The sequence below is a fragment of the Vibrio sinaloensis genome (assembly GCF_023195835.1).
Classification (GTDB): Bacteria; Pseudomonadota; Gammaproteobacteria; order Enterobacterales; family Vibrionaceae; genus Vibrio; species Vibrio sinaloensis_C.
Genome location: NZ_CP096200.1, coordinates 137,350 through 163,691, shown reverse-complemented (window position 1 = coordinate 163,691; position 26,342 = coordinate 137,350). Strand labels below are relative to the sequence as shown.

Here is a 26,342-nt window from a genome sequence, read left to right as displayed (position 1 = left end):
TGTGACCTCTAGTAAAGTGTTGAGTTAAACAGTTGGATGTTAACGGTTTCGCCAACTTCGACGCGGCCACGTTCTCGCTCTAACACGACAAAACAGTTAGCCAAACTCATCGAGCGAAACGCACCAGAGCTTTGATTGCCGGTTGTTTCGACCACAAACTGACCGTTATCAATTGAGTAAATACCGCGCTGGTAATCGGTGCGCCCGGGCGCTTTTTTGAATGCACTTCGTGTTACCGCTGGAATCGATTCCGGCGCTTTCCATTCGGTATGACCCGCCAGTTTAGCTAGTAGTGGCTGAACCAAAACATACATAGTTAATACCGCAGAAACTGGGTTGCCAGGCAAGCCGCAGAACCAAGCGGTTGATAGCTTACCAAAAGCAAAAGGTTTACCCGGTTTGATGGCCAATTTCCAAAAACCGATTTCACCGAGTTGCTCGAGTATATCTTTGGTGTAATCGGCTTCGCCAACGCTCACGCCGCCAGAGGTAACGACGACATCCGCGAGAGTTTGCGCCTTTTCAAAGGTTGCTTTGAGTGTTTCTGGACAGTCAGGAATAATCCCGAGGTCAATGGCTTCACAGCCAAAATTCTCAATGAGCGGCTTAATCCCGTAGCGGTTACTGTCATAAATCTGGCCTTCGGCGAGTGGCTCGCCCAATGGTCTTAACTCATCGCCAGTTGAGAAGAAGGCAACGCGTGGTTTGCGCACCACAGTCACGTGACTGATACCTAAGGTCGCGATCATCGGAATGTCACGAGCCGTAAGACGGGCACCTCTGGCTAACACGACATCACCTTGATTGATATCGTCGCCAGTGGGACGGATGTTTGTCTGTGGCTTGACTTCAGATTGGTTGAACTTAATTCCCGAATCGGTTTGCTCGGTGTTCTCTTGCATGATCACGGCATCACAGCCAGCTGGAATTTTAGCCCCGGTCATGATTCTGATACAGGTGCCCTTTGGCCATTGGCCTTCAAATGGTTGGCCAGCAAATGACTTGCCTGCGAGGGGCATAACTGTGCTCTGGTTCAGGTCGGCAATACGTATCGCGTAGCCATCCATTGCCGAGTTATCGAACGGCGGGACATGAATTGGAGAAAGGATCGGTTCAGCGAGTACATAGCCGATCGCATCGGCCAATGGCAGTTGTAAAGTCGCTTGGATGGGTTTAATTGGCGACAACATTTTGTCCATCGCTTCTTCAATTGGCATTAAGCCTGGTGCATCACAGCAGCCCATATCTGAATCCTTGGCTATTCGTTGTTATTATTGACGGGTCACTTTAGCACAATATCGCTTTGGCAATAATGACCCCTGTAAAATATGGGTGTAATTATTCAAAAATCCGAGTATCCTTGTCAGCCATCCTAAAGGGGTAAATGTGAGGAAGTGGAATGTCAGGTCTTAGCGAATCCGCAAAGTTGGTCAAAGATGCGCTAGAACGCCGAGGATTAGAGACGCCTATGGCGCCTAACTCGTATAGTCGAGAGGAGAAAAAAGAAAAAATTCAGCATCATATGCGTGAAATTCTCTCTCTATTAGAACTTGACCTTACCGACGACAGCCTAGAAGAGACACCGCATCGTATTGCTAAGATGTATGTCGACGAAATTTTCTCTGGGCTTGATTACGCCAACTTCCCCAAAATCACTGTCATTGAAAATAAGATGAATGTCAGTGAGATGGTTCGCGTTAAAGACATTACCGTGACCAGCACTTGTGAGCACCACTTGGTGACCATTGATGGTCGCGCTGCGGTTGCCTACATCCCGCGTGGCAAGATTATCGGTTTGTCGAAGATTAACCGAATTGTTCGCTTTTTTGCCCAGCGTCCACAGGTGCAAGAGCGCATGACCCAACAGATTTTAGTGGCGCTGCAAACACTGCTAGAGTCTGACGATGTGGCCGTGACCATCGATGCGACTCACTACTGCGTGAAATCGCGTGGGGTGATGGATGCAACCAGTGAAACCACTACTACAGCACTAGGTGGCATTTTTAAATCGAACCCGGCAACACGCCATGAGTTCCTGCACGGAATTCGCTAGGCGAGCAGAGTCGATGCAACGAATTCAAAACCGCTTCTATTTCGAAGCGGTTTTTACTTTTTATCGCTGGGAGATTGACTCTTTCAGCCATCCTTAAAGGATAAAACTGTGACAACTTCATTTAAAACGCTTAGCCTGCAACCTGAACTGCTAGAAACCCTAGATAGTTTAGGCTATACCGAGATGACGCCGATTCAACAACAGGCACTACCTATGGTGCTTAGTGGCAAAGATGTGATTGGTCAGGGTAAAACTGGCTCCGGCAAGACGGCGACTTTCTCGCTCGGTTTGCTGAGTAACCTCAATGTAAAACGCTTTCGCGTTCAGACACTTGTTCTATGTCCAACTCGAGAGCTGGCGGATCAAGTTGCGAAAGAGATTCGTACTTTGGCACGTGGTATTCACAACATCAAAGTACTGACTCTGTGTGGTGGTATGCCGATGGGACCACAAATTGGTTCGTTGGAGCATGGCGCGCATATTTTGGTCGGTACACCAGGTCGTATCCTTGATCATATGTCAAAAGGGCGCATTAGCCTCGATGAACTGAATACGCTGGTCCTTGATGAAGCGGATCGTATGCTTGATATGGGCTTTGAAGATGCGATCGATACGATCATCGGAGCAGCGCCAACAAAACGCCAGACACTTCTGTTCAGTGCGACTTTCCCTAATAACATTGAATCACTTGCCGCTAAAGTGATGGTTAATCCGGAGATGGTTAAAGTCGAGTCGACCCATGAGAAAACCACTATTGAACAACGCTTTTACCAGCTAAATACCACCGAAGAGCGTGATGATGCGTTAGAAACACTGTTACTGACCCACAAACCTGAGTCTTCAGTTGTGTTTTGTAACACCAAGAAAGAAGTCCAAAATGTGGCAGATGAACTCAGTCACCGTGGTTTCAGTGTAGTCGAGCTTCATGGTGATATGGAACAACGTGAGCGTGAACAGGCGCTGACGATGTTCGCTAACAAGAGTATCTCTGTTCTGGTCGCAACCGATGTGGCTGCGCGCGGCTTAGATGTGGATAACTTGGATGCGGTATTCAACTTTGAGTTATCGCGCGACCCAGAGGTACACGTGCACCGCATTGGTCGTACTGGTCGCGCTGGTTCAAAAGGGATCGCATTCAGCTTCTTTAGTGAAAAAGAGGCTTACCGTGTTGCGCGCATTGACGAGTATATGGACATCGCTATTTCTCCAGTTCAGTTACCGGAAAAGCCGATTGAACGTCCTTTCTACCCAAAAATGCAGACCATTCAAATTTTAGGTGGTAAAAAGCAAAAGGTACGTGCAGGAGACATTCTTGGTGCCCTAACCAAACAAGCGGGACTGGATGGCAAAAAAATTGGCAAGATTAACATTTTGGCTATGGTGTCTTATGTCGCAGTTGAACATGAGATAGTCAAACCTGCACTGAAACAGCTACAAACGGGTAAAATGAAAGGGCGTAACTTTAAAGCTCGCGTGATGCGCTGATTTGTAACTTAGATAACAAAGCCAACTCATTTGAGTTGGCTTTTTACTAAGCGCATGGAGAAACTGTGGGTTATTGCTCAAATAGGTATAGATAGTCACCGTATCCCTGAGCCAGCATATCGCTCTGCGGAATAAAGCGCATTGCGGCTGAGTTCATACAATAGCGCAAACCCGTAGGCGCGGGGCCATCTTTGAACACATGTCCGAGGTGAGAGTCAGCAAAGCGACTACGCACTTCAGTGCGGGGATAAATCAAGTGGTAGTCGGTTTTAGTGACAATGTAACCTTCATTAATCGGCTTAGTAAAGCTCGGCCAACCTGTGCCGGATTTGTATTTATCCGTAGACGAAAACAAGGGTTCACCGGATACGATATCGACATAAATACCAGGCTGTTTGTTGTCCCAATAGGTGTTATCAAATGCACGTTCTGTCCCTTCTTCCTGAGTAACATAGTACTGGAGATCGGTAAGTTTCGCGCGGATCTCCTGTTTGGAAGGTTTAGAATAAGGTTTCACACTTTGCGCTTTTTTCTGCTGGTCAATCATGCTGCGCAAGGTAACCGGATTATCATTGCGATCCTCTCCGAATATCTCATCTAAATACTGGTCTCGCCCAGAGGCGTAGCGATAGTAGTTATAACGGACTTTATTGCGTTTGTAGTAGTCTTGATGATAGTCCTCTGCAGGCCAAAACTTATCAAACTGAATCAACTCAGTTTTGAGCGGCTTGCGAAAAATACCCAATTGGTCGATTTCATAGATAAAGTTTTCGGCAATCTGCTGTTGTTCAGCGTTGTGATAAAAGATAGCAGGACGATAATGCGCTCCGCGGTCGACAAAGGAGCCTTTATCATCGGTAGGGTCTATATGACGAAAGAACTGATCCAATACTTGCTCGTAGGTAACGCTGTTGGGATCGAAGGTCACTTTGACCACTTCGATATGATTGGTTTTTCCTGAGGAAACTTGTTTGTAGGTGGGATTCTCAAGTTTGCCACCGGAATACCCAGAGACAACATCAATGACACCGGGTAATTTCTCAAGATCCGACTCTGTACACCAGAAGCAGCCTCCGGCCAGTGTCGCGACTTCTTGGCTTGTGCTATTGGGCTTAACCATGTGATTGTCTGCGACACCGAAAAAAGAAACCACAACAGCCAATGCTGCGACTAGGGGTAGGGCAAACTGTAACTTCACTTTCATTTCAACCTCATCGATTGTTTTTTTGTTATCGACTTATTAGAACGGTCGACGGCGAAAAAAATTACGCATCAATAATAGTTTTTATTGTGAAGCAGAGATAAAAGATCAAAAAAGGCGCTTCGAGAGCGCCTTGTGGTGTTTGCTTTACTTAACCTAATGACGGCAGCAGGCCAAGGGTAATAAACACTTGGGTCGTCACGATGACAATGCCGACAACTGTCCCGAGAGTCAGCGCGAGGTTGCCTCCAGCGACTTGATACCCTGTTTGAGGCGACATGCTTCTGGCTTTTTTGACCATCATAATCGGCAAAAAGATAGCTAATACCACCAATGCGATGGCGGCATAGCCCAAGGCGGTAATGAAGCCCTCGGGGTAGAACAGAGCGAAACCCATTGGCGGCAAGAACGTCACTAAGCCAACGCTGACACGCGAGCTGCTGGCGCCGCGTTGTTTTAGGCTATCACCAAGGAACTCAAATAGGCCAAGGCTGACACCGAGGAAAGAGGTCAACAGCGCTAAATCGGCAAACACCCCGATTGTCTGGCCCAAGTTGGATTGATGAACGGTGGTGGCTAAGGTGGAAATCAGCGCGCTCAATCCTTGATTCTGTAACAGTGTTGACTGATTGACAACGCCAAGAGTGACCAATTGCCAGAAGATGTAAACAATCAAAGGAATAGAAGAGCCGATCACAATCGCTTTACGCAGCGATGGGGTATGTCCGTCTAAATAGTTAACGATGGCCGGGATACTGCCATGAAAACCAAACGATGTGAAAATAACAGGAATCGCGGCGATCACTAAACCTTGTTCGACCGGCATACTGAGTAAGTACGATTCGGTGACATTAGGTGCGAGAAAAACGAGTACGGTAGCCATCGCGATGATCTTTAAACCAAATAGAACGCGGTTCACTCTATCTACCGTCGCTGTACCAATTGTTACGACAGATGCAACAATCAAGGTGAACAACAGCGTGGCATTGGTGGGAGAAATTTCTAGATCTAGCAGCGTACTGACACGCTCGGCAAACTGGGCACCGCCCCCAGCGATATAGGCAGCGCAAAGTGCGTAAAACAGAAATAGCATGGCAAAACTTGCCAGCCACTTGCCTTTTTTGCCAAGAAATTGATTGGCCAATGTATGCAGAGTCGCGCTGTGATCGGCATGTTGGTGCACTTCTATCATAAGTAGAGCGGTATAGGCCATCAAAGCCCATAGCCCAAGCATAATCAATAGTGAGGTGGTAAATCCGATTCCGGCCGATGCCAAAGGGAGTGCCAACATACCGGCACCTATGGTGGTGCCAGCAATGATCAAAGTACTACCTAATACCTTTGAATTGTTCATTGTATCTAATTCTTTACATTTGTGTGCTGTATATCGAGTGAGCTGCTAGCTATTAACCAATTTTTGGATGAGATAACTAGCAATGTCGGCATTGTGCAGAACTAAATGAGGAATTTCAAGGCTGATGTACATATTATTTACCACTAGTGTACATTAAAGTTTACTAACTTTGTGCGGGTCGATAAACCAAACGTTTGCATGAGAGTCAAATCAAAGCGCCAACAGATTTTACTTTGCGCTTTCAAAAAACTGTCATATAAGTGGTTTAAAAAGGAAGCATGGGCCCGCATAGTAAGTCATGGACTTACTGAGTCTATATCGTGTTTTATAAAGGAGGTCCCAATGAGTGACCAAACAAGAAACGAAGAATGTCTTGAGCTACTTGATGCGATGGAGGTTGGCTTCGAGTTGTCTGATTATGATCAGTCTATAGAAGAACTCGCGGAAGATATTTTTAAGTAGTTATTATTCATTTCAGTACTGACGCTATACAGCGTCCCAAGGTAAGCCAGTGCAAAAGCGCTGGCTTTGTGCTTTTATTAAGGTTTGAATTGACTGCTATTTCACTATGAACTTCCTTGCTCATCTGCATATCGCTGATCATTGTCAGTCCAATTTACTCGGCAACTTATTGGGCGATTTTGTCAAAGGAGCGCCAGAGCCACACTACCCAGAAGCCATCGCTAAAGGCGTGAGACTGCATCGCTTTGTTGACTCTTACACTGATCAGCATAGTGAGGTGAAGTGTGTAAAAGCGCTATTTGCCAATGGAACCAGACGTTATGCTCCGATTGCACTCGATATGTTCTGGGATCACTGTCTCGCCGCTCATTTCAGTGACTATCACCCGCAGTCGTTGTCGTCATTTAGTTGTGCTGCGCATCGACGAGTGGCCAAGGATATGCAATTGGCGCTTCCGCCCCGTTTTGTTCAAGTTCATAGTGCGATGCAACAAGGGCGATGGTTGGAGTCGTATCAGCACCTAGACAATATTGGCTATGCCCTTGAGCGAATGTCGCAGCGCTCGCCGAGAATGGCGCCGCTGGCTGACTGTTTTGCCTATTTAGAGCGCCATCAATCACGCTTAACTGAGGTGTTTAGTCGCTTCTACCCTCAGGTACTAAACGCCAGCAAAAGTTTCTGTTAGAATCGTCGCCCTCGTCACTACAGGTAATCCTTCATGTCATCACCATTTTCTCTACTTGGACTCGGTCCAACACTGGTCACGACGCTTGACTCTCTCGGCTTTACGCAACCGACAGACATTCAACGTCAAGCAATTCCTCACGTGTTAGAGGGCAGTGATGTGTTGGCTGGAGCGCAAACAGGGACAGGGAAGACCGCCGCTTTTGGACTACCGATCTTACAGCGGATGTTAGACCAACCTGTACACAGAGACTTGCAAAGCAATGACGTTACTGCGCTGGTGTTAGTGCCAACTCGTGAGCTTGCACAACAAGTGTTCGACAGTATTAAGCAGTACTCAGGCAGTAGCGATTTGCATATCGTGACCGCGTATGGTGGAACCAGTATGAATGTTCAGACTCGCAATCTAGCCAACGGATGCGATATCTTGATTGCCACACCAGGCCGTTTATTGGACCACCTCTATTGCAAAAATCTGAACCTGAAAAAGACATGCCATTTAGTTCTCGACGAGGCAGACCGCATGTTAGACATGGGGTTCATGCCTGATCTAAAACGAATCCTTAAGAATTGCAATCCGGATAGGCAAGCCTTGTTCTTTTCTGCTACGTTTGACACGCGGATCAAGAACATTGCCTATAAAATGTTGCAGCAGCCCGTTGAAATACAAGTGAGTCCGTCCAATAGCGCAGCAGAAACGGTGAAACAGATGGTTCACCCAGTGGACAAAAAACGCAAAGCTGAACTGCTTGCTTACTTGATTGGCTCACGCAACTGGCAGCAGGTATTAGTATTTACCAAAACCAAACAAGGCAGCGATGCGTTAGCCAAAGAGCTGAAGCTCGATGGAATCAAGGCAGTGTCAATAAATGGGGACAAAAGCCAGGGTGCACGTCAAAAAGCGCTCGATGATTTCAAGTCGGGGCAGGTGAGAGCGCTCATTGCGACCGATGTGGCGGCGCGCGGTTTAGACATCCAGCAACTCGAGCAGGTGGTGAATTATGACATGCCCTATAAGGCTGAAGATTATATCCATCGCATAGGTCGCACGGGCCGAGCAGGTCAGCCAGGCTATGCGGTGTCGCTAATGAGCCGAGATGAAGAGTATCTGCTTGAGGCAATAGAGCGGCTGCTTGATGCCAAACTACCGCAAGAATGGCTAGCGGGCTTTGAGCCTAGTTTGGTTGAAGATGTTGAGCCAGACAAAACGCCGCGAAGGAAAGGCAGAGGTGCGGAGAAACGCAAAATGAAAGCGAAGCTTAAAATCCACGCGAATCGCGGCAAGAAAAAATAGTCGACAGGCTCATATCATTGGTATGAGCCTTTTGTTTTACTGATAAAGGACTAACTAGTGAAACTGGCGTTACTCAACTTAAAAGATGCTGCTGAGCTACTCAAGTTCGAACTAGAAAATAGAGCGTGGTTTGAGCGCTTTATTCCGCCGCGCGAAGTCGGTTTCTACACTTTGTCTGGTGTTCAACAGCATATTCGCGAATTTTTGCTCGACTATCACTGTGGTGAGATGTTGCCGCTGCTAATCAAGACCGCTCAGGGAGAGATCATCGGTCGAGTCAATGTTACTAATATGAGTAGTAACAGTTGCAATGCACACCTTGGGTATCGAGTTGGCCAATCGTCAGTCAATCAAGGCGTCGCCAAGTGGGCGGTAGGGCAAGTTCCATCTCTACTAACAAACCACAACATTTCTCAGCTCTATGCCTATGCACAAACCACAAACCTTGCGTCGCAGAAGGTGTTACAGGCAAGTGGCTTTGTCTTTACCAAACGCGTTGATAACTTCGCACAACTGCATGGTCAGCCGATTAATTGCTATGAATATCGACTTAAGCTTGGTGAGGGAAAACGCTGACAGCACAGCTATAAAAAACGGAAGCACTTGGCTTCCGTTTTGTATGAGTGGCGTCACGAATATTGGGCGATGAGGTTGTCCCAACTCTTACGTTGCTGGGCTAGGTCATGTTTGATTTGCTGATATCGCATTTTTAACAAGCTACGCTCATACTTTTCTACCAAGCCGTTGCGCGTCGCTTCCAACATTTGCTTTTTCACCTCATAGTAGTCAGACATTTTACCAACCAGTTGCTCAAACTCTCTATTAAGTGCGTCATTGATTGCCCTAGCATTGGGGAGCTGGTGGACTCTATTTGTTGCGGTAATAAGCGCCTGTTTTGCTCGCGCTTTCTCTATTTTGAGCTTGGGAGTGATTCTGAGTTTCGAGGTCAAACCTAGCCATGAGCAGCTTTTAATCAACCACTTGGTAGGGTCGTATTGCCACCAATAAATACCGTTGCGATAGTCATTTTCGAAAATGTGGTGGTAATTGTGGTAGCCCTCGCCGAAAGTAAACACTGCAAGCACGGCATTGTCGCGAGCGGTGTTTTTGTCAGTATAAGGCTGCGAACCCCAAATGTGAGCCAACGAGTTAATAAAGAAGGTTGAGTGGTGACTGAGCACTAGGCGCAATACACCGACGATCAACAGCATTCCCCATATATCCCCGTAGATGAGCCCTAGCGCGATAGGTACGCCAAGGTTCATGACCAATGCTAGCACCACGTAGTATTTGTGTTGCCACATCACGATGCGGTCTTTTTGTAGATCACGACAATTGCTGTAGTCCGAATATTGATTGGCGTTGTATTCACGCAGCATCCAGCCTATGTGCGAAAACCAAAAGCCGCGCTTGGCTGAATAGGGGTCTTTGTCATTATTGTCTACGTGCTTATGGTGAATGCGATGGTCAGAACTCCAATGCAAAGCACTGTTTTGTAGTGCGAAAGCGCCACCCAAGGCGAATAGCCAACGCAGAGACCAATGAGCTTGATAGGTTTTGTGCGACCACAGGCGATGATATCCCGCCGTAATCGAAAGATTACAAAAAGAGAAACAAATCAAAAACCAGAACATGTGCTCTAGGCCGTATCCGTAATGGACTCCATACCAAGGAACAACCAGCACTGCCGTTAAGAATGATGACAAAAAGATTACGATATTTAACCAAATCAGAGGGGGCTTGTGAGAATCCGACATGGTGATGACTTCCTTTCAGCTAACACTTGTGCGCCAGAATATCAGCGTACACGTGTAAGTCAAACTAATTTCTATTCATTATTGGTGTCGATCACGTGGGATAGGAACCCTGTTTGTAACTAGAGGTAACATAGGATGATTAGTACTCGCTTATATGCATAAAAATTCGATGAATTTGACAGATTGCTCTAGAATGTTTGGCTTTTTGTTAAATGTTTTATAGTATGAAGGGGTTAAATAATCCTTACAGGAAGTAATAAGGAACTATAAATGGAATTAAAGTTAGCTGAATATAGCGACTATCAGCGTATTGCGACTTTGCATGCTCAGAGTTGGAAGATGTTTTACCAAGGCATTCTAGGCTCAGAGTTTTTGCAACAAGAAGTCGATGAAGAGCGCAGTGCTATTTGGCAAACCCGTCTGATCAACCCTCCTTTTAATCAACATGTCGTTCTTCTCGAAGAGGGAGGGCTGTTATGTGGATTCGTCTGTGCGTTCGGTAATCATGATTTTGAGAAAGGCACCATGATCGATGCCTTGCACGTTGATCCTGCTTATCGCGGCAAGGGTGTGGGAGTGAGGCTGTTGGCCGAAATGGCCAAATGGATCGCCCAGTATTTCCCAGACAATGGTGTTTATCTAGAGGTAATGAAAGACAACAAACAGGCGGTCGATTTTTATCGCTATATAGGCGGAGAGTGTCTTGAGGAGCGTCTTTGGAATGCGCCTTGTGGCCATCAAGTGCCCGAACTAGTGTATACGTGGAAGTCTGGCCAAGATTTGTTAGATTGCGTATTGCCGCACACTAACTTAGAGCCTGTAACGGGTTGATATAAATAACCTTATCGTCGTAAACAGCTTCGATGGTTGATTGTTGAGCGCCATCGCTGGTCACCACTAAAAACGCCCCCACGTTACGTGCGGGGCGTTTTTAATTTAGTCCCAGTTAAGATGTTTTGAACTGAGCGACCGCGCTGTCCATCTCGGCAGCTTGAGCAGAAACGCGGTCCACTTCACTCAGACACTGTTTGGCTGAACTCATGTTGCCTTCCGAGATAGAATTTAGCTCGGTAATTGATTCGCTGACCTGATTCATCACGATGCCTTGCTCTTCAATTGCGGAAGCAATACGTTCAGAATTGGCTTGTATGGTTTCCATATCGGTAATGATTTGGCTTAGGCTGCTATCGAGAGTGCGTGAAGCTTCTAGCGTTTGAACCCCTTGCTCGTTACATTGATCGATATTGGTCACCACTTCTGCCATCTGGCTTTGAATAGCAGACACCACTTTTGTGATCTCTTCTGTCGATTGGTGTGTGCGACTCGCCAGAGCGCGCACCTCATCGGCAACCACTGCGAAACCACGGCCTTGCTCACCAGCACGCGCTGCCTCAATGGCGGCGTTGAGTGCGAGTAAGTTTGTTTGTTCGGCGATTTCTTGAATGATGTTTACCGCATCACCAATTTTATCTACATGGTTGTTGAGTGAACTGATAGATGCTTGGCTGCTACCTAAGATTGATGACAGCTGGTCGATGTTGTTAACAGTAGAATCAACGACTTTACGACCATTTTTGGCGTTTACAGACGCTTGTTGAACGCCCTCTACCGCCACAGCAGTACTCTCTGAAATTTCGTTAATGGTAAGCACCATTTCTTGCACAGAGGTTGCCATGGTGCCGGTGTGGTCAGCTTGAACATGGAACTGCTCGATAACATTTTGTAGTTCGTTGTGCATGCTTGAAGTGCTGTGTGTCAACTCACGAGACTTGGTTTGAGAGCCCGAGATCAGATCTTCGAACTTATCGAGTAGCTCGTTGAAGAAGTTACCAATAACCGACAGCTCATCTTTTCTGGTTAATTTTGCGCGCAACGAGACGTTGTTGGTACGGGCGATTTCTTGTATCGCGTGCAGCAGGTTAGCCACTTGTTGGTTGATAGAACGAGAAATTTGGAAGATAAAACCAAAAATGACTAGAACCACGATAGCTGTAACCACAAGCTTGAGCGTGTTCAGTTGCTCGCGGGAGCTTTGGGTTTGTTCTGCTAACGTTGCTGCGAAAGATTTGAACTGCTCCTCGACAGTGTGGGATAAGCCGCGAGTATCACCAAGTAAACCTTGGTTGTACTTGAGACCGACCACTTTGGCTTGATTGACGTAAGCAGAGGCTGCTTTAAGCAGTGCTGCGGAATCTGGTGGCAGAAGCTCTGACTGAAAATCGCCTTTCAGAATATTTTCATTAAAATCAGCCAATTGTACTAATTGGTCACTAGTCAAAGTCGGGCGAATGAGGTCTAACTCTTTGTTGTATGCGCCGATAAGGTTACTCTCATCATTCAACCCTAGTTGCTGGAAAGCTTTTACTAGTTGATTGAACCCTTTTTGATAGTTAACAATATCGACCCTAAGCTGCTGACTAGAAGGGAGTTGGTAATCTTTTAGGATTACGGCGAGCTCTTTTTCCAGATCAAGGAAAGTTTGCATATTCTTGTTAAACGTATCGAGATATTTGGTGTCTTTACGTAGCAAGAAATCCTTTTCATTGCGCCGTAGATTAAGTAGGCGAATTTCGAGCTTGGCGACGAGTAGTGTCGCTTGATTGAGTTGAGCAGTGGTTTGGGCAAAATGTGCGGTTGCGAAAAGTACAGCGACAACCCCAAAAATGGATACAACACCCAATGAATAAAGTTTATTCTTGATATTCATGAGATTACCTTAAGTTATTACAGCGCATGGTTTGTTAGTATCAGCTTATTAGTATCAATTTGATGGTAGTTGCTAATTACAGATATATCAATTACATCCAGCCACCTCACGTTTAAATGTATGCCATTTAGTGAGTTCAGGCGATAAAGAGACAAAAATGTTGGAACGAATCGACAAGTATCACGCATTAATATTTGATATGGATGGCACTCTTATTGACACCATGCCAGCGCACTTACACGCTTGGGAGGCGACCGCAGCGCATTTTGGCTTTCCTTTTAGTCGGCAGTGGTTACATAGTCTCGGTGGTATGCCGAGTTATAAGATAGTGGCCGAAGTGAACAGTCAATACGGCCTGAGTTTAGAGCCTGATGAGGTTTCGCGCTACAAAATGGACACGTTTGCATCAATTGAGCAACCGGGAGAGCCGATTGAATGCACGTTGCAAATTGTTGAACACTTTATTGGCAAAAAGAAGATGGCAGTGGGAACAGGAAGTCAACGACAAAGCGCGCTGCGCTTGCTGACCATGACTAACCTGCTGCAACATATGGACACCGTAGTGACGGCAACCGACGTAGAGAAGCACAAACCTAATCCTGATACTTTTTTGCAAGCGGCTGAAAAGATGGGGATGAAGGCGCAAGATTGTGTGGTATTTGAAGATACCGCGCTCGGTCTGCAGGCTGCTCATGCGGCAAAAATGGACTGCTTCTTAGTCGATAATGGCGAACTGGTGTTTTACCCGTACTCAAAATGAAAAGAGCTGCATGAAGCAGCTCTTTGTCAATTATCGATCCCAATACGCTTCTTCTAAGCTATCTTCACGTTCTGGTAGTGCGCGGGCCAAGCGAGGTGAATGTTGAGTTAACACTTCGTAGCTGACACGGTTCGCGTACTTACAAATTTGCGAAAGCGAGGAGTAGGTGAGGTAAGGCTGATCGTGCTTCGATGAGTTTGGCACGTTAACTTTGTGATGGCTGTTAGCCGCCATATCATGAAGCAACGCTGAAAGCGCGGCGTCACCAGCACCGTTGGTGTTTTTGATCTCCAATGGACCACCTAAATATGGACCAATGTGAGAATAGACTTTGATTGGCGTTTGGCAGTCAGCTTTGCGCATCGCACGGCTAAACTCGTACTTGTTAAACTCGGCAATGTTACCCGGCAATAACGGTAATTCAGTTTCGCGCTTAACGCTCTCTTCGGTATAGCCAGCCATGTACAGGCCAACAGCCCCTGCGGTACACAGCACGAGATCAACCCATTCTAACGCTTTATCTGCAGCAAGCAGTGGATCTTTCTCACCGGTTAACGCTTCACCTTCCTCTTCGTTCATGGCTAGAATCGAGATATTCTCTTTGATGTACTCCTGCCACCATTTTGCATTGCCCTCGATCACCCACTTAGTACCTAGCGTGAGGACCACAGGAACATTCTTAGCTTTGGCAATCTCGATTGCGCGCGCAACGGCTTGGGGCATTGGATCTTCGGGATTACCACGCATTAGGTAAGAAGACACCACTAACGCCGAGGCTTTATCGAATACGTCTTCAGGAATGCTATCAGGACGAAGCTGATTCATGTGGCCTTCGTTGATTGCGAAGGTGCGTTCGCCGTTTTCTGAAATCAAGGTGTAACAGCGACCGATCGAGCCTTCAACCATTTGCAAGTGGTTAAGGTTCATTCGAGATGAAGTACGACATAAATAACGGTAGGCGAACGAACCGACTTCGATATTGCGTGACATCACACCAAGCAGGACCGACTTGCTGTCGGCTAACACCGAGTAGTTATGCAGGGTATTACCAATGGTATCTCCTGGGTATTGATGGGTGATAAGTTCACGCTCAACCAACTCTTTATAAAGCGCATCCGCTTTACTCTCTTCGAGAACGAGAGAGTGTCCTTTGCTAAGATCGTACTTGCTCAAGAACTCATCATCGACTCTTGCTTCGATATCGACAATGGTTTGACCCACACCCACCACAATCGGGCGATACAGTTTTGGCGTTTGGGTGATTTGATTGACGAGAGGATCTCGAGCGTGAGTCGGAAAGTAGTGCTTAGATTTGCGCTGTCCAGGAAACTTCATTTTGTGTGTAGAGTTAGAAATTTTCCGGGATCATATCACAGAAATGTAATCATGCTTTCATATTTATTGCATAAAAGCGATGGCAAACCGCGTTTGCCATCCACAGCGATTACTGTTCACCAGAGAAAGAGCCATACGCTTTGGTGCCCCAAAGAGGTACTGTCGACAAACTGTGCTTAAAGCTGCCAGAAGTCTCTTTGGTTGAATAGGAGAGATACATGATGGTCTGGTTCTCTACGTCGAGGATGCGGCGGATCTTCATGCTTTTGAAGAAAATACTTTTAGATTTCTTAAACACCACTTCACCGTCTTTAGACTTATCAATCTGCGCAATCATCTCAGGGGTAATTTCACCGGTTTGGCGGCAAGATATTGAACTATCGCTTGGGTCTGCCAGGCTAAAGTCAGCTTCGATCGAGGCCACATGGCAAGTGACACCCGTTACGATAGGATCCTGCATGTGATTAAGTTTAATGTCTTTCATAGTAAAAAGGCCCAAACTGACGTCACCGACTTCGTCACCGGAACAACCGGCCAAGGTTAAGCCCAAGATAGCGGTGCCTACTAGTTTTTTGAACATATTGGCTTTCTCCAAATTAATTGTTCTGTTTGTGCTCACTATATCAGCTTTTGTCGAATGATAGTGCATGCTTGGCTAAAAGACTTGTCGCCTCAAGCGTTTATCGAGTAAGCTTCAGCTACACTTTTCGATCTTGCAACAGGTAAACTCTTCATTATGTCGATACCAAACATCGCTGACATCAAAAACCAATGGCTGTATCAGCAAGTAGAAGTGGAATTTCCGACGAAAGAGAGTTTGGCTGGGTTAGCCCTTTACCGTGCAGAGGTTGAGGGTAAAGAAGTTGTGGAGCTGGACGCTTCAGCCACTGATTCCACGTTTAATCAAGACGATATATTCTTAGTTGATTTCCACCGTTTAACGGTCATGTTCGCGTTGCTTCAAGCCAGCCGCTGGCAAAAGCCTACCGACCAAGAGCATATTGTCGAGTTCCTCACTCAAATCATCTACTCAACACCTTGTGAACTATACCTTGGCTTCCAACAGGGTGAACCGGTTGCTGCCGCTATTTTAACGGTCAACGAACAGCACGCGTTGATATCCGACGTGGTCGTCAAGGCGCAAAGCACAGCAAGCAAACAAGATTTTATTGCAGCGCTAGTGAGCAAAGCTTCATCTAAGCTCGAGCCGATCCAACAACTCTGGTTAGAAAAGTAGCGCTGAGCCACGCTTTTTTAGAGCACCAATCTGCAAACAGTGATGTGCTCTAAGTTTCTTGATCAACAGCGCTAGCTATCCAACAAAGTGTTAAGCACATCATTACATTCTCATCTCCGTACCTTATTATTTGCTGACTAAAGGTAGATAAGGTACTGATGATGGCAGCTTCTCAAATCAAATGTGTCATATTTGACTGTGATGGCACTCTAGTCGACAGTGAACGACTGTGTTGTCTCGCGCTATGTGAAACCTTTAAACGTTTCAATGCCTCTCTAACCATGGAGCAAGCTGTTGAGCATTTTGAAGGGGGTAAGTTGGCTGATATTCTCACCGCCACGCAAGCACGCCTTGGCCTCTCTGTCTCTCTAGACCAACTTGAGCCCGTCTATCGCGATATTCTCGATCAGTTATTTGACCAACAACTCAAGCCTATGGACGGAGTGTTTGAGCTACTCGACTATTTACGCCGCCACGATATTGAGTTCTGCGTGGCTTCTAATGGACCGAGAGATAAAGTTCAGCGTAGTTTAGAGCTGACGGGATTAGCGTGCTATTTTGAAGACGTCATTTTTTCGGCGTTCGATACCAACAGTTGGAAGCCCGAGCCCGACTTAATTCTTTATTGTGCAATGACTATGGGGTTCACGCTCGAAGAGTGTCTTTACGTGGATGATACGCCAAAAGGCCTCGAGGCGGGCGTGCGCGCAGGAGTGGAAACTATCCAACTGCGCGGTTTAAATGACAAAGTGCATCAAAGCGCAAACCAAAGTTTCGACAACCTGCATCAATTAAAACAGTGGATCTCTGCCTCTAATGGCATCGTGAGCCAACCAATGTGATTGATTCACTGCCATGATTGAGCGTCGAAGCGGGTGGGGTGATTTGACTAACTGATTCGAAAAAAGAACCGCACTCGGCACACAACATGTTGTCACTCTCCGACAGCAAGTACTCTTGGCTACCGCACAGCGGACAGCAGAGAATAGGGTATTCAATTAGTTTAATTTTCATATTGGATTCTCAGCAGCAAAGTAAAGTTTATTCAAACGATGTAATTATTGTGGTGCCAAACAAGGTGTAGCCTAATTCGTTGAATGGCTTTAAACCATTCTATCTTAGTCTAATCGGAGCAAAGAGCTCAGCTTCACGTGATAATTTGCTCAAGAATGGGAAGCAATTCATATATTAAATAATGCTCATATATGGATTGTTGAATGTGAAAGCCAATGAGATGACAAAACGCCCGCACAGTTGCGGGCGTTGGTTGTTAGGTTCGCTTGGCGAGATAGGCGTCGTAGTCGGGTATTTCAATAACGACTTCTTGGTTCATCAGTTCTGATTCAATCAAGAATTTAGCCGTAGCGCGGTTGGTCGCGACCGGAATGTTCCATACACTCGCTATTCTCAGCAGGGCTTTTACATCTGGATCGTGTGGTACTGCGTTGAGAGGATCCCAAAAGAAAATCAGAGCGTCGATTTTACATTCAGAGATCATCGCGCCAATTTGCTGATCGCCACCCATAGGGCCACTAATCATGCTTTTAATCGCAAGACCAGTCTCTTTACTCAGCATGCTGCCAGTCGTTCCGGTAGCGAAAAGAAAGTGCCCTTGCAGCTTTTCTTTGTTCTCTTTTACCCAGCGTAAAAGCTCAGGTTTGTAATTGTCATGTGCGACTAAAGCAATGTGTTTGTGGGCCGGTAAGGTTCGAGTTGTTTTATCCATTAAAACTGATTCCTAATTGTGTTCACTATAGATATAAAATGTAGGTCGATATTCTGATGGCGACAGTGAGTCGGCAATGACCGCGGCTGGTAACTGGCTAGGGGTCAGAGGTTCGATCACTGGTGCCTCAATGGGTTCATAGGGTTGATGGCGCAAATAATGGACGGCTTGTTTTACGGATAAGCGCCCTTGCTGCACCATTTTATCACTTGGAGCAAATTCAATTCGGTTGCGTAATAATCCTCGATAGACGCCATGACTCAGGTAGGTAGACACCAATCCTATCTGTTGTTGTTTGCCACTGCTTCTTAGCTCGCTTACCGCGGCCTCAATCGCAACTGCGCTGCCCACCAGATATTGAATATCTGGCTGCTCAATCACTTGTTGAACAAGGTTACGTTGTAACTCCTTGTCATTGTCTGCCCAATAGGTGTGTTTGATTTGGACATCGCTATCTTGGATGGCTGAATAAAACCCTCGTATCACAGGCTTAGTCCCACCACTGGACTTGGGTCCGGGTAAAAGCACAATCTGGACTTTGCCGCTTCCTTTTGGGTGTTTGGTTTTAAGGTAGTCGCCTGCGTAGTAACCCATCCAATACCAATCAACACCCACTTCGCCTTTAACCACAGTTTGATTGCCTACATCGGTAATGAGTTTATTAACCGTAGCGAAAACCGGAATGCCATTGACCTCATGCTTGAGTGATTGTTTAAACAGATCGGGCGCGACAGTACCGAGAATGATCGCATCGGCTTGCCACTCGACGCATAGCGCTAGTTGTTCTCTTTGTTTGTCAATATTGGGATAGCCACCGGCTTCTAAAACTCGTAGGTCAACGCGTTGTTGTCTGGCTTCTTCAACCATGCCGTAATTGACTGAGAGCCAATAAGAATCTTTCAAGTGAGGATATAATGCACAGATGCGCTCCACTTTTTGCGCCATTGCATTCGGTGTCAGCAACAAAACCACAGTAATGCTGGTGGCGAGCCAAGCGCAAATTTTCGGTGTGAAGATCAAAGGCATGCAGTAATTCGTTGGTAAAGGCGATACAAACACTGCAAAATATAGCGCATTATCGGATGCTTAAGAAGTGATGAATTTCAATGTTGCTCGCTAAAGCCAGTATCGGCCGCAAGTTGCTACTGGCATTTCTGGCCATGGCGTTACTGGTGCTAACGTCAGCGGTCATAGGGGTTTCTGGGTTTAGCTTGGTGGCGAAAACAGAGCGTAACGTGGTCAACTCCGCGATCCCGTCGATGCTTGAAGCGCGTCAGGTTTCAGAACTGAGCTCTAGAATCATCTCTTCCGTTCAAACCTTGTCCAACGCCAAAACTGAAGTACAGCGTCAGCAGGCCGGCAAGGAGCTGTTCACTCAGCTTGAATCGTTACTCGCTCATATCAAGCTGCTTGGCTCTGATGCGTTTGATGGTGAACTCCTCAACCGTTTAGAGAACGATGTTCAACGCGTCATTGACACTTTAGCTCAACTGGGAATTGCGGTTGAGCAGCGGTTAATACTCAATCAAAAATTGGCGCTCCAAACTGAAGCATTGCGCCAACTGGCTCAAGAGCTAGAGCAACTGACCCGAACTCAAGTCGCTAACACTTCTACCATTGCGGTGGCAAATGTCACCCACATATACACCTTGTTGGAGCAACAAAACCTGAGCCAAGCCTACCAAGCTCTTGATACCTTGGTGGAGGTCGACCTGGATCTCGCTGAACGCTTACACGAGTTTCACCTACTAGCCTTTAAGCAGCTTAACTATATTGAAGAATCGCGCACTGTTTCCGATATCGATCGTATTCGAACTCTACGTGACGAGTTTAACCAAAATCTCACCATCATGAATCGTCGGGTCCATGCGGTAGAGGATCCCACTCGATCAAAGCAGATGGTTGAACTACTGCAACAGCTCAAACAACGCGTTGACGTATTCGAGATTCTAGAAAACCGTGACCAGAATGAGCGTGACGCACAGCAATTGATGCAAAACACCTTAACTCAGTTTTCGGCGCTTAATGCGACGGTCAGTAAGCTTGTTGATGAGTCAAATCTTTCCACAACCCGCGCGGTCGAAGCGCTTAAATCAACGCTCGACTACGCTCAGCTCACGCTGACTATTATCACGCTACTTGGGATGATCATTGCGGTCCTGATCATCTGGAAAGTGGTGTATGTATCTGTGGTGAAGCGCCTGGCTGAATATTCATCCGCTTTAATGTCGATTGCAAAAGGTCAGTTGCAGGTAGAAATCAATGCGCAGGGTAACGACGAACTAGCGCAGATGGGGCAAGCAATTATTACTGCTCAAAACACAGCCAAAGTGTTAAAAGTGGTTGCAGAGAGTGAAACCAAGGCCAAACGGGAGCTACAAGAGCACAAAGAACACCTCGAAGAGTTGGTGGCTGAGCGCACCCTGCAGTTAAGCCAAGCGAACCAACGTCTAAATGAAGAAGTGACAAACCATGCTGAGGCCCGGGCAAATGCAGAGCAAGCAAGCAGAGCGAAAACCGCCTTTCTTGCAACCATGAGCCATGAAATTCGCACCCCGATGAATGGGGTTCTCGGTACGGCACGATTACTCAAAGATACGGGGCTAAATCGTCAGCAGAGTCGTTATGTTGATGTCATTAACCGTAGCGGTAACAATCTGTTGGCCATTCTTAACGATGTGCTCGATTATTCAAAAATTGAGGCGGGGCATTTAGAGATACGCCCAGTTAATTTTAATTTGCACGCCATGGTCGATGACACCATGCAACTGATGACAGCAAAGGCCCAAGAGAAAGCGCTTGAACTCAGTTGTGTGATTGAAAGTGACGTAGATAGGTTTTGGCTAGGCGACGCGACGCGAATCAGTCAGGTGCTGAATAATCTAGTCGGCAATGCAATTAAGTTTACTGACACCGGTCATATAGACTTATACGTTGCCAATGATTCTGAAAGACCGGGTTGGGTCTGTTTTGAAGTGTCGGACTCTGGAATCGGAATTGATCCTGCTGCGCTCCCCAATCTGTTTGATGCCTTTACTCAGGCTGGGCCAACTCAAGCCTGTAAAGGAGGGACGGGGTTAGGGCTAGCGATCAGCAAGCGTATAGTTGATGCAATGGGCGGTGAGATTGAAGTGGAGTCTGAGCTTCGCGAGGGCAGCCGTTTCTGGTTCTGTGTGCCTTTGGCAAAAGGTGAAAGCGTAGAGCAAATCGAAACTGTGAGCGACAGTAACATTAAGGCTCGTGTATTGTTGGTAGAAGACAACCCGATCAACTGTATGGTCGCAGAAGGGTTTTTGGCCAGCCTAGGCCATGAGGTGGTCACTGCTGTTGATGGTGCACAGGCTAAAGAGGTGTTTACCTCTCAAGCATTCGATATTGCATTACTTGACATCAACTTGCCTGATTGTAACGGTGTAGAGTTGTTGCATGAGCTAAAACAGTGCGCTCAGCAGCAGCAATTAAATCAAGGCATCCCACTGATTGCGGTCTCTGCGCATGTCTATGATGAAGAGGTGGCCAGTTACTTGTCAGCAGGCTTTGATGGCTATCTTCCTAAACCTCTCGATAAAGAGGCGCTATGTCATCTAATTCAACAGCGTTTGGAGTCTAGCCCATTGGTACAGTATAGCGTTTCGTACTCAGCGCAGAGCCCAGCCGCGGATGGGGGGATCATCGACCCTGCGGTGATATTGGCCGACCTAGAGGTGTTAGGTGCTGACAAAATCAATGCTATCGTGACTTTGTTTGAGCAAGGAGTGCAGCAAAGCTTAACTGAGCTCGAACAGGCCTATGAGCAGAATGATGCTGAAGAAATCAAGCAATTGACCCATAAGATAAAAGGCTCTGCAGGCAGCTTAGGGTTAGGGGCGCTGCATGAAGTTTGTTTGAGCATAGAACAATCATCGCAGCCACTCAGCGCCTATTCAACTCAGCGGATTACGCTTCAAGAGAGTGTGGCTGCCGCCCAGCACGCATTGAACACATTAATCAAAAGAGAGACCGAATGAATCACTTAGAATCTGATCAATTACTAATGAGTGCAATTACCGAACAAGATTGGCCGCTTTTTCAAAGATTGCACCAAGATGATGAAGTGATTCGCTACGCTTTTGATCAACCCAGTGTAGAGGAAATTCGTCAACGATTTGAGTCTCGCTTGCCAGTGTGGTCTTGGCCGAGTAAGCATTGGTTGTGCTTGGTCATTCGAGAAAAAACCAGTGGACGAGCGATCGGGATCACTGGGCTTTGTATCGCTGAACAGAATCCAAAGCAGGTTGAAGTCGGATACTTACTTTTGCCCGAGTATCACGGCAAAGGCTATGGCACGGAATCTTTGATCACTCTGATTGAGCATGCGACGCGTCAACTGCCGATTGATGCAGTCAACGCAATTGTGACCGATGGTAATATTGCGTCGTGCAAGGTGTTGGAGAAGGCGGGCTTTACACTCCAAGAGCGCGAAAAAAATGCGTATCAAATCGGTGGTCGTTATTACGATGACCTGATCTATCGTTATCAGGTTGGGTAACAACCTTGTTTGTACCAACGATTTTTATCCTATTAAAAAAAGCAGCTTTCGCTGCTTTTTTGTCTATTAATTAACTCGTTTAGGCAATCGCCAACTCTAAGATTTTACGGCTTTGGTTAAGATCAATGGCTTGGTTTTCACCTAGTGCGACCATACCGTGCTGCTCAAGTTGGTTAATCACCGAATCGACAGCGTGTTGTTTGTCGCCCTCGTATCCGCTGAACTGTACATCCACACCAAGCGACTGGTAGAACGCTTCAATCGCTTTGATGGTTTCTTCGGCAAGATTATCTGATGGTTCTAGACCGAATACGTTAAGTCCCATCTGCTCTAATTTCGCCTTTTTAACGGCAAACTGATTACGCAGCAATGAAGGCTGAACGATGGCCAGTGAACGAGCATGATCCACGCCCCAAAGCGCAGTAAACTCGTGACCAATCATGTGTGTTGCCCAGTCTTGTGCAACACCTGCACCAATTAAACCGTTTAACGCTTGGTTTGCTGTCCACATCAGGTTAGCGCGCCATTGATCACTGTCGCGTTGCTCGAACTGGTCGGCGAGCGTTTTGAGGTTTTTCAGCAGAGTTTCGGCATAGCCGTCTTGTACCATTGCGCCATGTTGAACCGTTAAGTACTGTTCACAAACGTGTACCCAAGCATCGACCAAGCCGTTGATAAGTTGCTTTTCTGGCAATGTTTTCATCACGTCTGGGTCCATAACCGCGAACTTCGGCTGAACATGCGGAGTCATAAACGGAAGTTTGTCGTGTGTTTCCGCTTTGGTGATCACCGCGCCCATGTTCGACTCAGAGCCCGTCGCAGGCAAAGTGAGAATCGCAGCCAGTGGCACAGCAGAGGTCACATGGTGTTTACCAACCATAATGTCCCAGCCGTCACCTTGGTATTTTGCTGCTGCGGCAACATATTTAGAACCGTCAATAACCGAACCACCACCAACAGCAAGAATGAAATCAATGCCTTGCTCTTTAACAATGGCAACCGCCTTATCGAGCGTCTCTTTGGTCGGGTTTGGCTCTACACCGGAAAACTCAGTCCACTGATGATTAGTTAACGCTTGGCTTACTTGGTCATAGACGCCATTGCGTTTAATTGAACCACCACCATAAATGACCAACACTTTTTGCTCGGTTGGAATAGCACTTGCGATGGCTTTGATCTGACCTTGACCAAAATGAATTTGAGTAGGATTTACATAGGAAAATTGCATTATAGGTTGCCTCTTATTTCCGTGTAGGAACATTGTGTTCAATTTCATTGTGCATATTAGTATTGACATTGGGCTAAATAAAGGTCAATTTCTCCGATAATTATGCCTATTTCTATTTTTATGGTGAACAATGATGTCATTAGCACACTGGATGAAAGTGTATGTTGCACAAAACAACTTAGAGCAGTTAGAGGGCATCAGCAAAACGGCGATCGATGGCGTGCATTTTTATCGCAGTAGCAAAGGTAATCAACGCCAACCGTTTGTCTATCAATCGGGCGTGATTGTGCTCGGTCAGGGAACTAAGAATATCTACTTGGGCAATGACCCTGTGCGCTATGGGCCGGATGATTACCTCGTGGTGGGCGTACCTATGCCTCTGGAGTGTGAAGCGATCGCCGAAAATGGTGAGCCTTTACTCGGGTTAAGCATAGATATCGATGCACAAGTACTGCACCGCTTAGTCAACCAACTTGAAAGCCAGGGCTGCTATAAGCCATGTAATGACAGTGGAGCCTGTACTGGTTTAAAGTCGGTAGCGATGGACGATGAGATGCTCGATGTGTGTCTGCGGTTAATGAAAGCGTTATGTCATCCGATTGAGGCCTCAATTCTTGGTGCGAATTTGATGGAAGAGTTAACCTTACGGGCACTAATGAGCAGAGAAGGGCACGTACTGTTTGATCTCGCCCGTCACGAGGGTCATTACGCGAGAGTGGCTAAGGCATTGGAATACTTACATCAGAACTATAATCAGACGGTCACGGTCCAAGATCTGGCTCAAAGCGCGAATATGAGCATTTCCGCCTTCCACAATGCGTTTCGCAGTGTCACCTCAGCGTCACCGATTCAGTACATTAAGAAGGTTCGCCTCAACAAAGCCAGAGAATTGATTCAACTTGAGGGGTTAAAGGTAGGTGATGCGGCAAGGTTGGTGGGCTACAACAGTACCTCGCAATTTTCTCGAGAGTTCAAGCGTCATTTCAACGCCACCCCAAAGGAAGTGAACTTAAGTAGCTAAACGAGGAAATGCAATGTCACATTGTTTACAGTGTTTATCCTGCGCTGTTTCGGTAGTATAACCAAAGAGAATTATTCTCGTTTCCCCTATAGGAGATCTAGTCACTCTCCTTGAAAAAAGCCTTTCTATCGGTTTGATAGAAAGGCTTTAACCTTAGAACTGATAGCTCTCTGGTACTACGACGATACCATTCTCTGAGATATGGAATCGCTTAGCATCCTCTGCCGGATTGAGCCCGATTTCCGTGTATGGGGGGAGCTTAACGTGTTTATCGATAATGCAGTTAACCAACTTGCAGCCTTCACCGACTTCCACCCCGCCAAAGATGATGCTATCGACGATAGTCGCGCTATCGTTAATCTGCACATCGGATGAAATGATCGAGTGTTGCACTGAGCCACCGGAGTTAATGACACCGCTCGCAATCATTGAGTTGATGAAGATCCCTTCGTTGCCTGTTGCTGACGATACAGTCCGCGCCGGCGGCAGTTGCGGTTCATAGGTGCGAATCCCCCAATTCGGTTGATAAAGGTTCATCGGTGGAATGGGTTCCAGCAGGTCCATATTGGCCTGATAGAATGAATCGATCGTTCCCACGTCGCGCCAGTAGCAATCGCGATCGACACGGCCACGGTCAGAGCAGAAGTTGTAGGCATAGACTTGTTGTTCGTCAATCAGTTTCGGAATAATGTCGTTTCCAAAATCGTGGGATGATTGTGAGTTGCTCGCATCGTCACGGAGTATTTTCTGCAAGGTTTCCATTTCGAAAATATAGATCCCCATCGAAGCCAAGCTAGTGTCGTCACTCCCTGGCATAGCTTCAGGGTTAGCGGGTTTTTCGGTAAAGGTACTGACACGCTGATTGCTATCCACTGAAAGAACGCCAAAGGACGAAGCATCTTTGCGCGGCACTGCCATCGAAGCAATGGTCAGGTTGGCGTTAGTTTCAATGTGGGCTTTGAGCATCTCCGCATAATCCATGCGATAGATGTGATCGCCTGATAGAACAATCACGTGTTTAGCATCACTTCGCTCAAGTAACCATAAGTTGTGGTAAATAGCATCAGCGGTGCCTTCATACCATTTGCCGCCACCACGCATTTGCGGCGGTACGACAGTAACAAATTCACCTAATTCTGGGTTGAAAATAGACCATCCATCTCGCAAGTGTTTTTGTAATGAGTGCGATTTGTATTGGGTAAGAACGAGAATTTGACGAAGGCCTGAGTGAAGACAGTTGGTAAGGGTAAAATCGATAATGCGATATTTGCCCCCAAATGGTACAGCGGGCTTGGCACGATCATCGGTTAGGGGGCTTAATCGTGAACCCATACCACCGGCGAGGATCACGGTGAGAACGTCTTGCATTGGAATCTCCATATAGCGCGTAGGGAATACGTAGGTATTAAGCTTAGTTCAAGAAATGAGCCAACTACAAAACGACGTACTATTAAGGACTTAGAGTAGCAGGAGAGGGAATCTGATTTGTTTTGGTGCGCCTTAGAGTGCA

The 26,342-nt window shown here is 46.6% G+C and carries 23 protein-coding genes; 12 read left to right on the top strand and 11 right to left on the bottom strand.

The window, feature by feature from the left end:
• Positions 1-8: 8 nt before the first annotated feature.
• Positions 9-1,244 carry a molybdopterin molybdotransferase MoeA gene (moeA, locus tag MTO69_RS14370; protein WP_248335089.1) on the bottom strand — a complete coding sequence of 412 codons (1,236 nt, stop codon included), beginning with the start codon at positions 1,242-1,244 and terminating at the stop codon, positions 9-11.
• A gap of 155 nt (positions 1,245-1,399) precedes the next feature.
• On the opposite strand from moeA, the gene folE reads away from it, so the two are divergent.
• Together folE and dbpA are read left to right on the top strand one after the other, a co-directional pair.
• Entirely contained in the window at positions 1,400-2,053 is a 654-nt protein-coding gene (gene folE, locus MTO69_RS14365; RefSeq protein WP_248335088.1) for a GTP cyclohydrolase I FolE, read from the top strand.
• A 108-nt stretch (positions 2,054-2,161) separates the two neighbouring features.
• Positions 2,162-3,538 carry an ATP-dependent RNA helicase DbpA gene (gene dbpA / locus MTO69_RS14360; protein WP_248335087.1) on the top strand — a complete coding sequence of 459 codons (1,377 nt, stop codon included), beginning with the start codon at positions 2,162-2,164 and terminating at the stop codon, positions 3,536-3,538.
• Positions 3,539-3,608: 70 nt separating this feature from the next.
• On the opposite strand, the gene msrB is transcribed toward dbpA, so the two are convergent.
• Positions 3,609-4,742, bottom strand: a complete 1,134-nt coding sequence (gene msrB, locus MTO69_RS14355) for a peptide-methionine (R)-S-oxide reductase MsrB (RefSeq protein WP_248335086.1) — start codon at positions 4,740-4,742, stop codon at positions 3,609-3,611.
• A 148-nt stretch (positions 4,743-4,890) separates the two neighbouring features.
• Positions 4,891-6,093 carry an aromatic amino acid transport family protein gene (locus tag MTO69_RS14350; RefSeq protein ID WP_248335085.1) on the bottom strand — a complete coding sequence of 401 codons (1,203 nt, stop codon included), beginning with the start codon at positions 6,091-6,093 and terminating at the stop codon, positions 4,891-4,893.
• A gap of 568 nt (positions 6,094-6,661) precedes the next feature.
• Here MTO69_RS14350 and MTO69_RS14345 point away from each other — a divergent pair.
• Genes MTO69_RS14345 through MTO69_RS14335 form a run of 3 tightly spaced genes read left to right on the top strand, consistent with a single transcriptional unit; the run spans position 6,662 to position 9,109 of the window.
• Positions 6,662-7,240 (top strand): ACP phosphodiesterase, encoded by a 579-nt coding sequence (locus MTO69_RS14345; protein WP_248335084.1) that lies wholly within the window; start codon positions 6,662-6,664, stop codon positions 7,238-7,240.
• Between the two features lie 33 nt (positions 7,241-7,273).
• Complete coding sequence (locus MTO69_RS14340) at positions 7,274-8,533, top strand: DEAD/DEAH box helicase (protein WP_248335083.1); 1,260 nt, start codon at positions 7,274-7,276, stop codon at positions 8,531-8,533.
• A gap of 57 nt (positions 8,534-8,590) precedes the next feature.
• Positions 8,591-9,109: a GNAT family N-acetyltransferase gene (locus tag MTO69_RS14335; protein ID WP_248335082.1), complete on the top strand. Its 519-nt coding sequence runs from the start codon at positions 8,591-8,593 to the stop codon at positions 9,107-9,109.
• A 53-nt stretch (positions 9,110-9,162) separates the two neighbouring features.
• Here MTO69_RS14335 and MTO69_RS14330 read toward each other — a convergent pair whose 3' ends face one another.
• Positions 9,163-10,290, bottom strand: a complete 1,128-nt coding sequence (locus MTO69_RS14330; protein ID WP_248335081.1) for an acyl-CoA desaturase — start codon at positions 10,288-10,290, stop codon at positions 9,163-9,165.
• Positions 10,291-10,560: 270 nt separating this feature from the next.
• Here MTO69_RS14330 and MTO69_RS14325 point away from each other — a divergent pair, with 270 nt between their 5' ends.
• Entirely contained in the window at positions 10,561-11,121 is a 561-nt protein-coding gene (locus MTO69_RS14325) for a GNAT family N-acetyltransferase (RefSeq protein ID WP_248335080.1), read from the top strand.
• A 115-nt stretch (positions 11,122-11,236) separates the two neighbouring features.
• Here the strand turns inward: MTO69_RS14325 and MTO69_RS14320 are convergent, their stop codons facing one another.
• Positions 11,237-12,997, bottom strand: coding sequence for a methyl-accepting chemotaxis protein (locus MTO69_RS14320; RefSeq protein WP_248335079.1), 1,761 nt, complete (start codon positions 12,995-12,997; stop codon positions 11,237-11,239).
• 157 nt (positions 12,998-13,154) lie between these two features.
• Here MTO69_RS14320 and MTO69_RS14315 point away from each other — a divergent pair, with 157 nt between their 5' ends.
• Positions 13,155-13,757 (top strand): beta-phosphoglucomutase family hydrolase, encoded by a 603-nt coding sequence (locus tag MTO69_RS14315; RefSeq protein WP_248335078.1) that lies wholly within the window; start codon positions 13,155-13,157, stop codon positions 13,755-13,757.
• A 30-nt stretch (positions 13,758-13,787) separates the two neighbouring features.
• On the opposite strand, the gene MTO69_RS14310 is transcribed toward MTO69_RS14315, so the two are convergent.
• Both MTO69_RS14310 and MTO69_RS14305 read right to left on the bottom strand, forming a co-directional pair.
• Positions 13,788-15,092, bottom strand: coding sequence for an inosine/guanosine kinase (locus MTO69_RS14310; RefSeq protein ID WP_248335077.1), 1,305 nt, complete (start codon positions 15,090-15,092; stop codon positions 13,788-13,790).
• A 109-nt stretch (positions 15,093-15,201) separates the two neighbouring features.
• The gene (locus tag MTO69_RS14305) at positions 15,202-15,672 is read right to left on the bottom strand and encodes a CreA family protein (protein ID WP_248335076.1); all 471 of its coding nucleotides are present in this window, start codon (positions 15,670-15,672) and stop codon (positions 15,202-15,204) included.
• Positions 15,673-15,828: 156 nt separating this feature from the next.
• On the opposite strand from MTO69_RS14305, the gene MTO69_RS14300 reads away from it, so the two are divergent.
• Together MTO69_RS14300 and MTO69_RS14295 are read left to right on the top strand one after the other, a co-directional pair.
• Complete coding sequence (locus MTO69_RS14300; protein ID WP_248335075.1) at positions 15,829-16,329, top strand: flavodoxin; 501 nt, start codon at positions 15,829-15,831, stop codon at positions 16,327-16,329.
• Positions 16,330-16,490: 161 nt separating this feature from the next.
• Positions 16,491-17,171: an HAD-IA family hydrolase gene (locus MTO69_RS14295; protein WP_248335074.1), complete on the top strand. Its 681-nt coding sequence runs from the start codon at positions 16,491-16,493 to the stop codon at positions 17,169-17,171.
• Between the two features lie 428 nt (positions 17,172-17,599).
• Here MTO69_RS14295 and MTO69_RS14290 read toward each other — a convergent pair whose 3' ends face one another.
• Both MTO69_RS14290 and torT read right to left on the bottom strand, forming a co-directional pair.
• Positions 17,600-18,055, bottom strand: a complete 456-nt coding sequence (locus MTO69_RS14290) for a methylglyoxal synthase (protein WP_248335073.1) — start codon at positions 18,053-18,055, stop codon at positions 17,600-17,602.
• Positions 18,056-18,067: 12 nt separating this feature from the next.
• Entirely contained in the window at positions 18,068-19,081 is a 1,014-nt protein-coding gene (gene torT / locus MTO69_RS14285; RefSeq protein ID WP_248335072.1) for a TMAO reductase system periplasmic protein TorT, read from the bottom strand.
• An 80-nt stretch (positions 19,082-19,161) separates the two neighbouring features.
• On the opposite strand from torT, the gene torS reads away from it, so the two are divergent.
• Together torS and MTO69_RS14275 are read left to right on the top strand one after the other, a co-directional pair.
• Positions 19,162-22,062, top strand: coding sequence for a TMAO reductase system sensor histidine kinase/response regulator TorS (gene torS, locus MTO69_RS14280; protein WP_248335071.1), 2,901 nt, complete (start codon positions 19,162-19,164; stop codon positions 22,060-22,062).
• Entirely contained in the window at positions 22,059-22,583 is a 525-nt protein-coding gene (locus MTO69_RS14275; protein WP_248335070.1) for a GNAT family N-acetyltransferase, read from the top strand. The genes torS and MTO69_RS14275 overlap by 4 nt, the downstream gene beginning before the upstream one ends.
• A 79-nt stretch (positions 22,584-22,662) precedes the next feature.
• Here MTO69_RS14275 and MTO69_RS14270 read toward each other — a convergent pair whose 3' ends face one another.
• The gene (locus MTO69_RS14270; RefSeq protein WP_248335069.1) at positions 22,663-23,811 is read right to left on the bottom strand and encodes an iron-containing alcohol dehydrogenase; all 1,149 of its coding nucleotides are present in this window, start codon (positions 23,809-23,811) and stop codon (positions 22,663-22,665) included.
• Between the two features lie 133 nt (positions 23,812-23,944).
• On the opposite strand from MTO69_RS14270, the gene MTO69_RS14265 reads away from it, so the two are divergent.
• Positions 23,945-24,832, top strand: a complete 888-nt coding sequence (locus MTO69_RS14265) for an AraC family transcriptional regulator (RefSeq protein WP_248335631.1) — start codon at positions 23,945-23,947, stop codon at positions 24,830-24,832.
• Positions 24,833-24,985: 153 nt separating this feature from the next.
• On the opposite strand, the gene glgC is transcribed toward MTO69_RS14265, so the two are convergent.
• On the bottom strand, positions 24,986-26,200 hold the full coding sequence (gene glgC / locus MTO69_RS14260; RefSeq protein WP_248335068.1) for a glucose-1-phosphate adenylyltransferase: 1,215 nt from the start codon (positions 26,198-26,200) through the stop codon (positions 24,986-24,988).
• Positions 26,201-26,342: the final 142 nt, after the last annotated feature.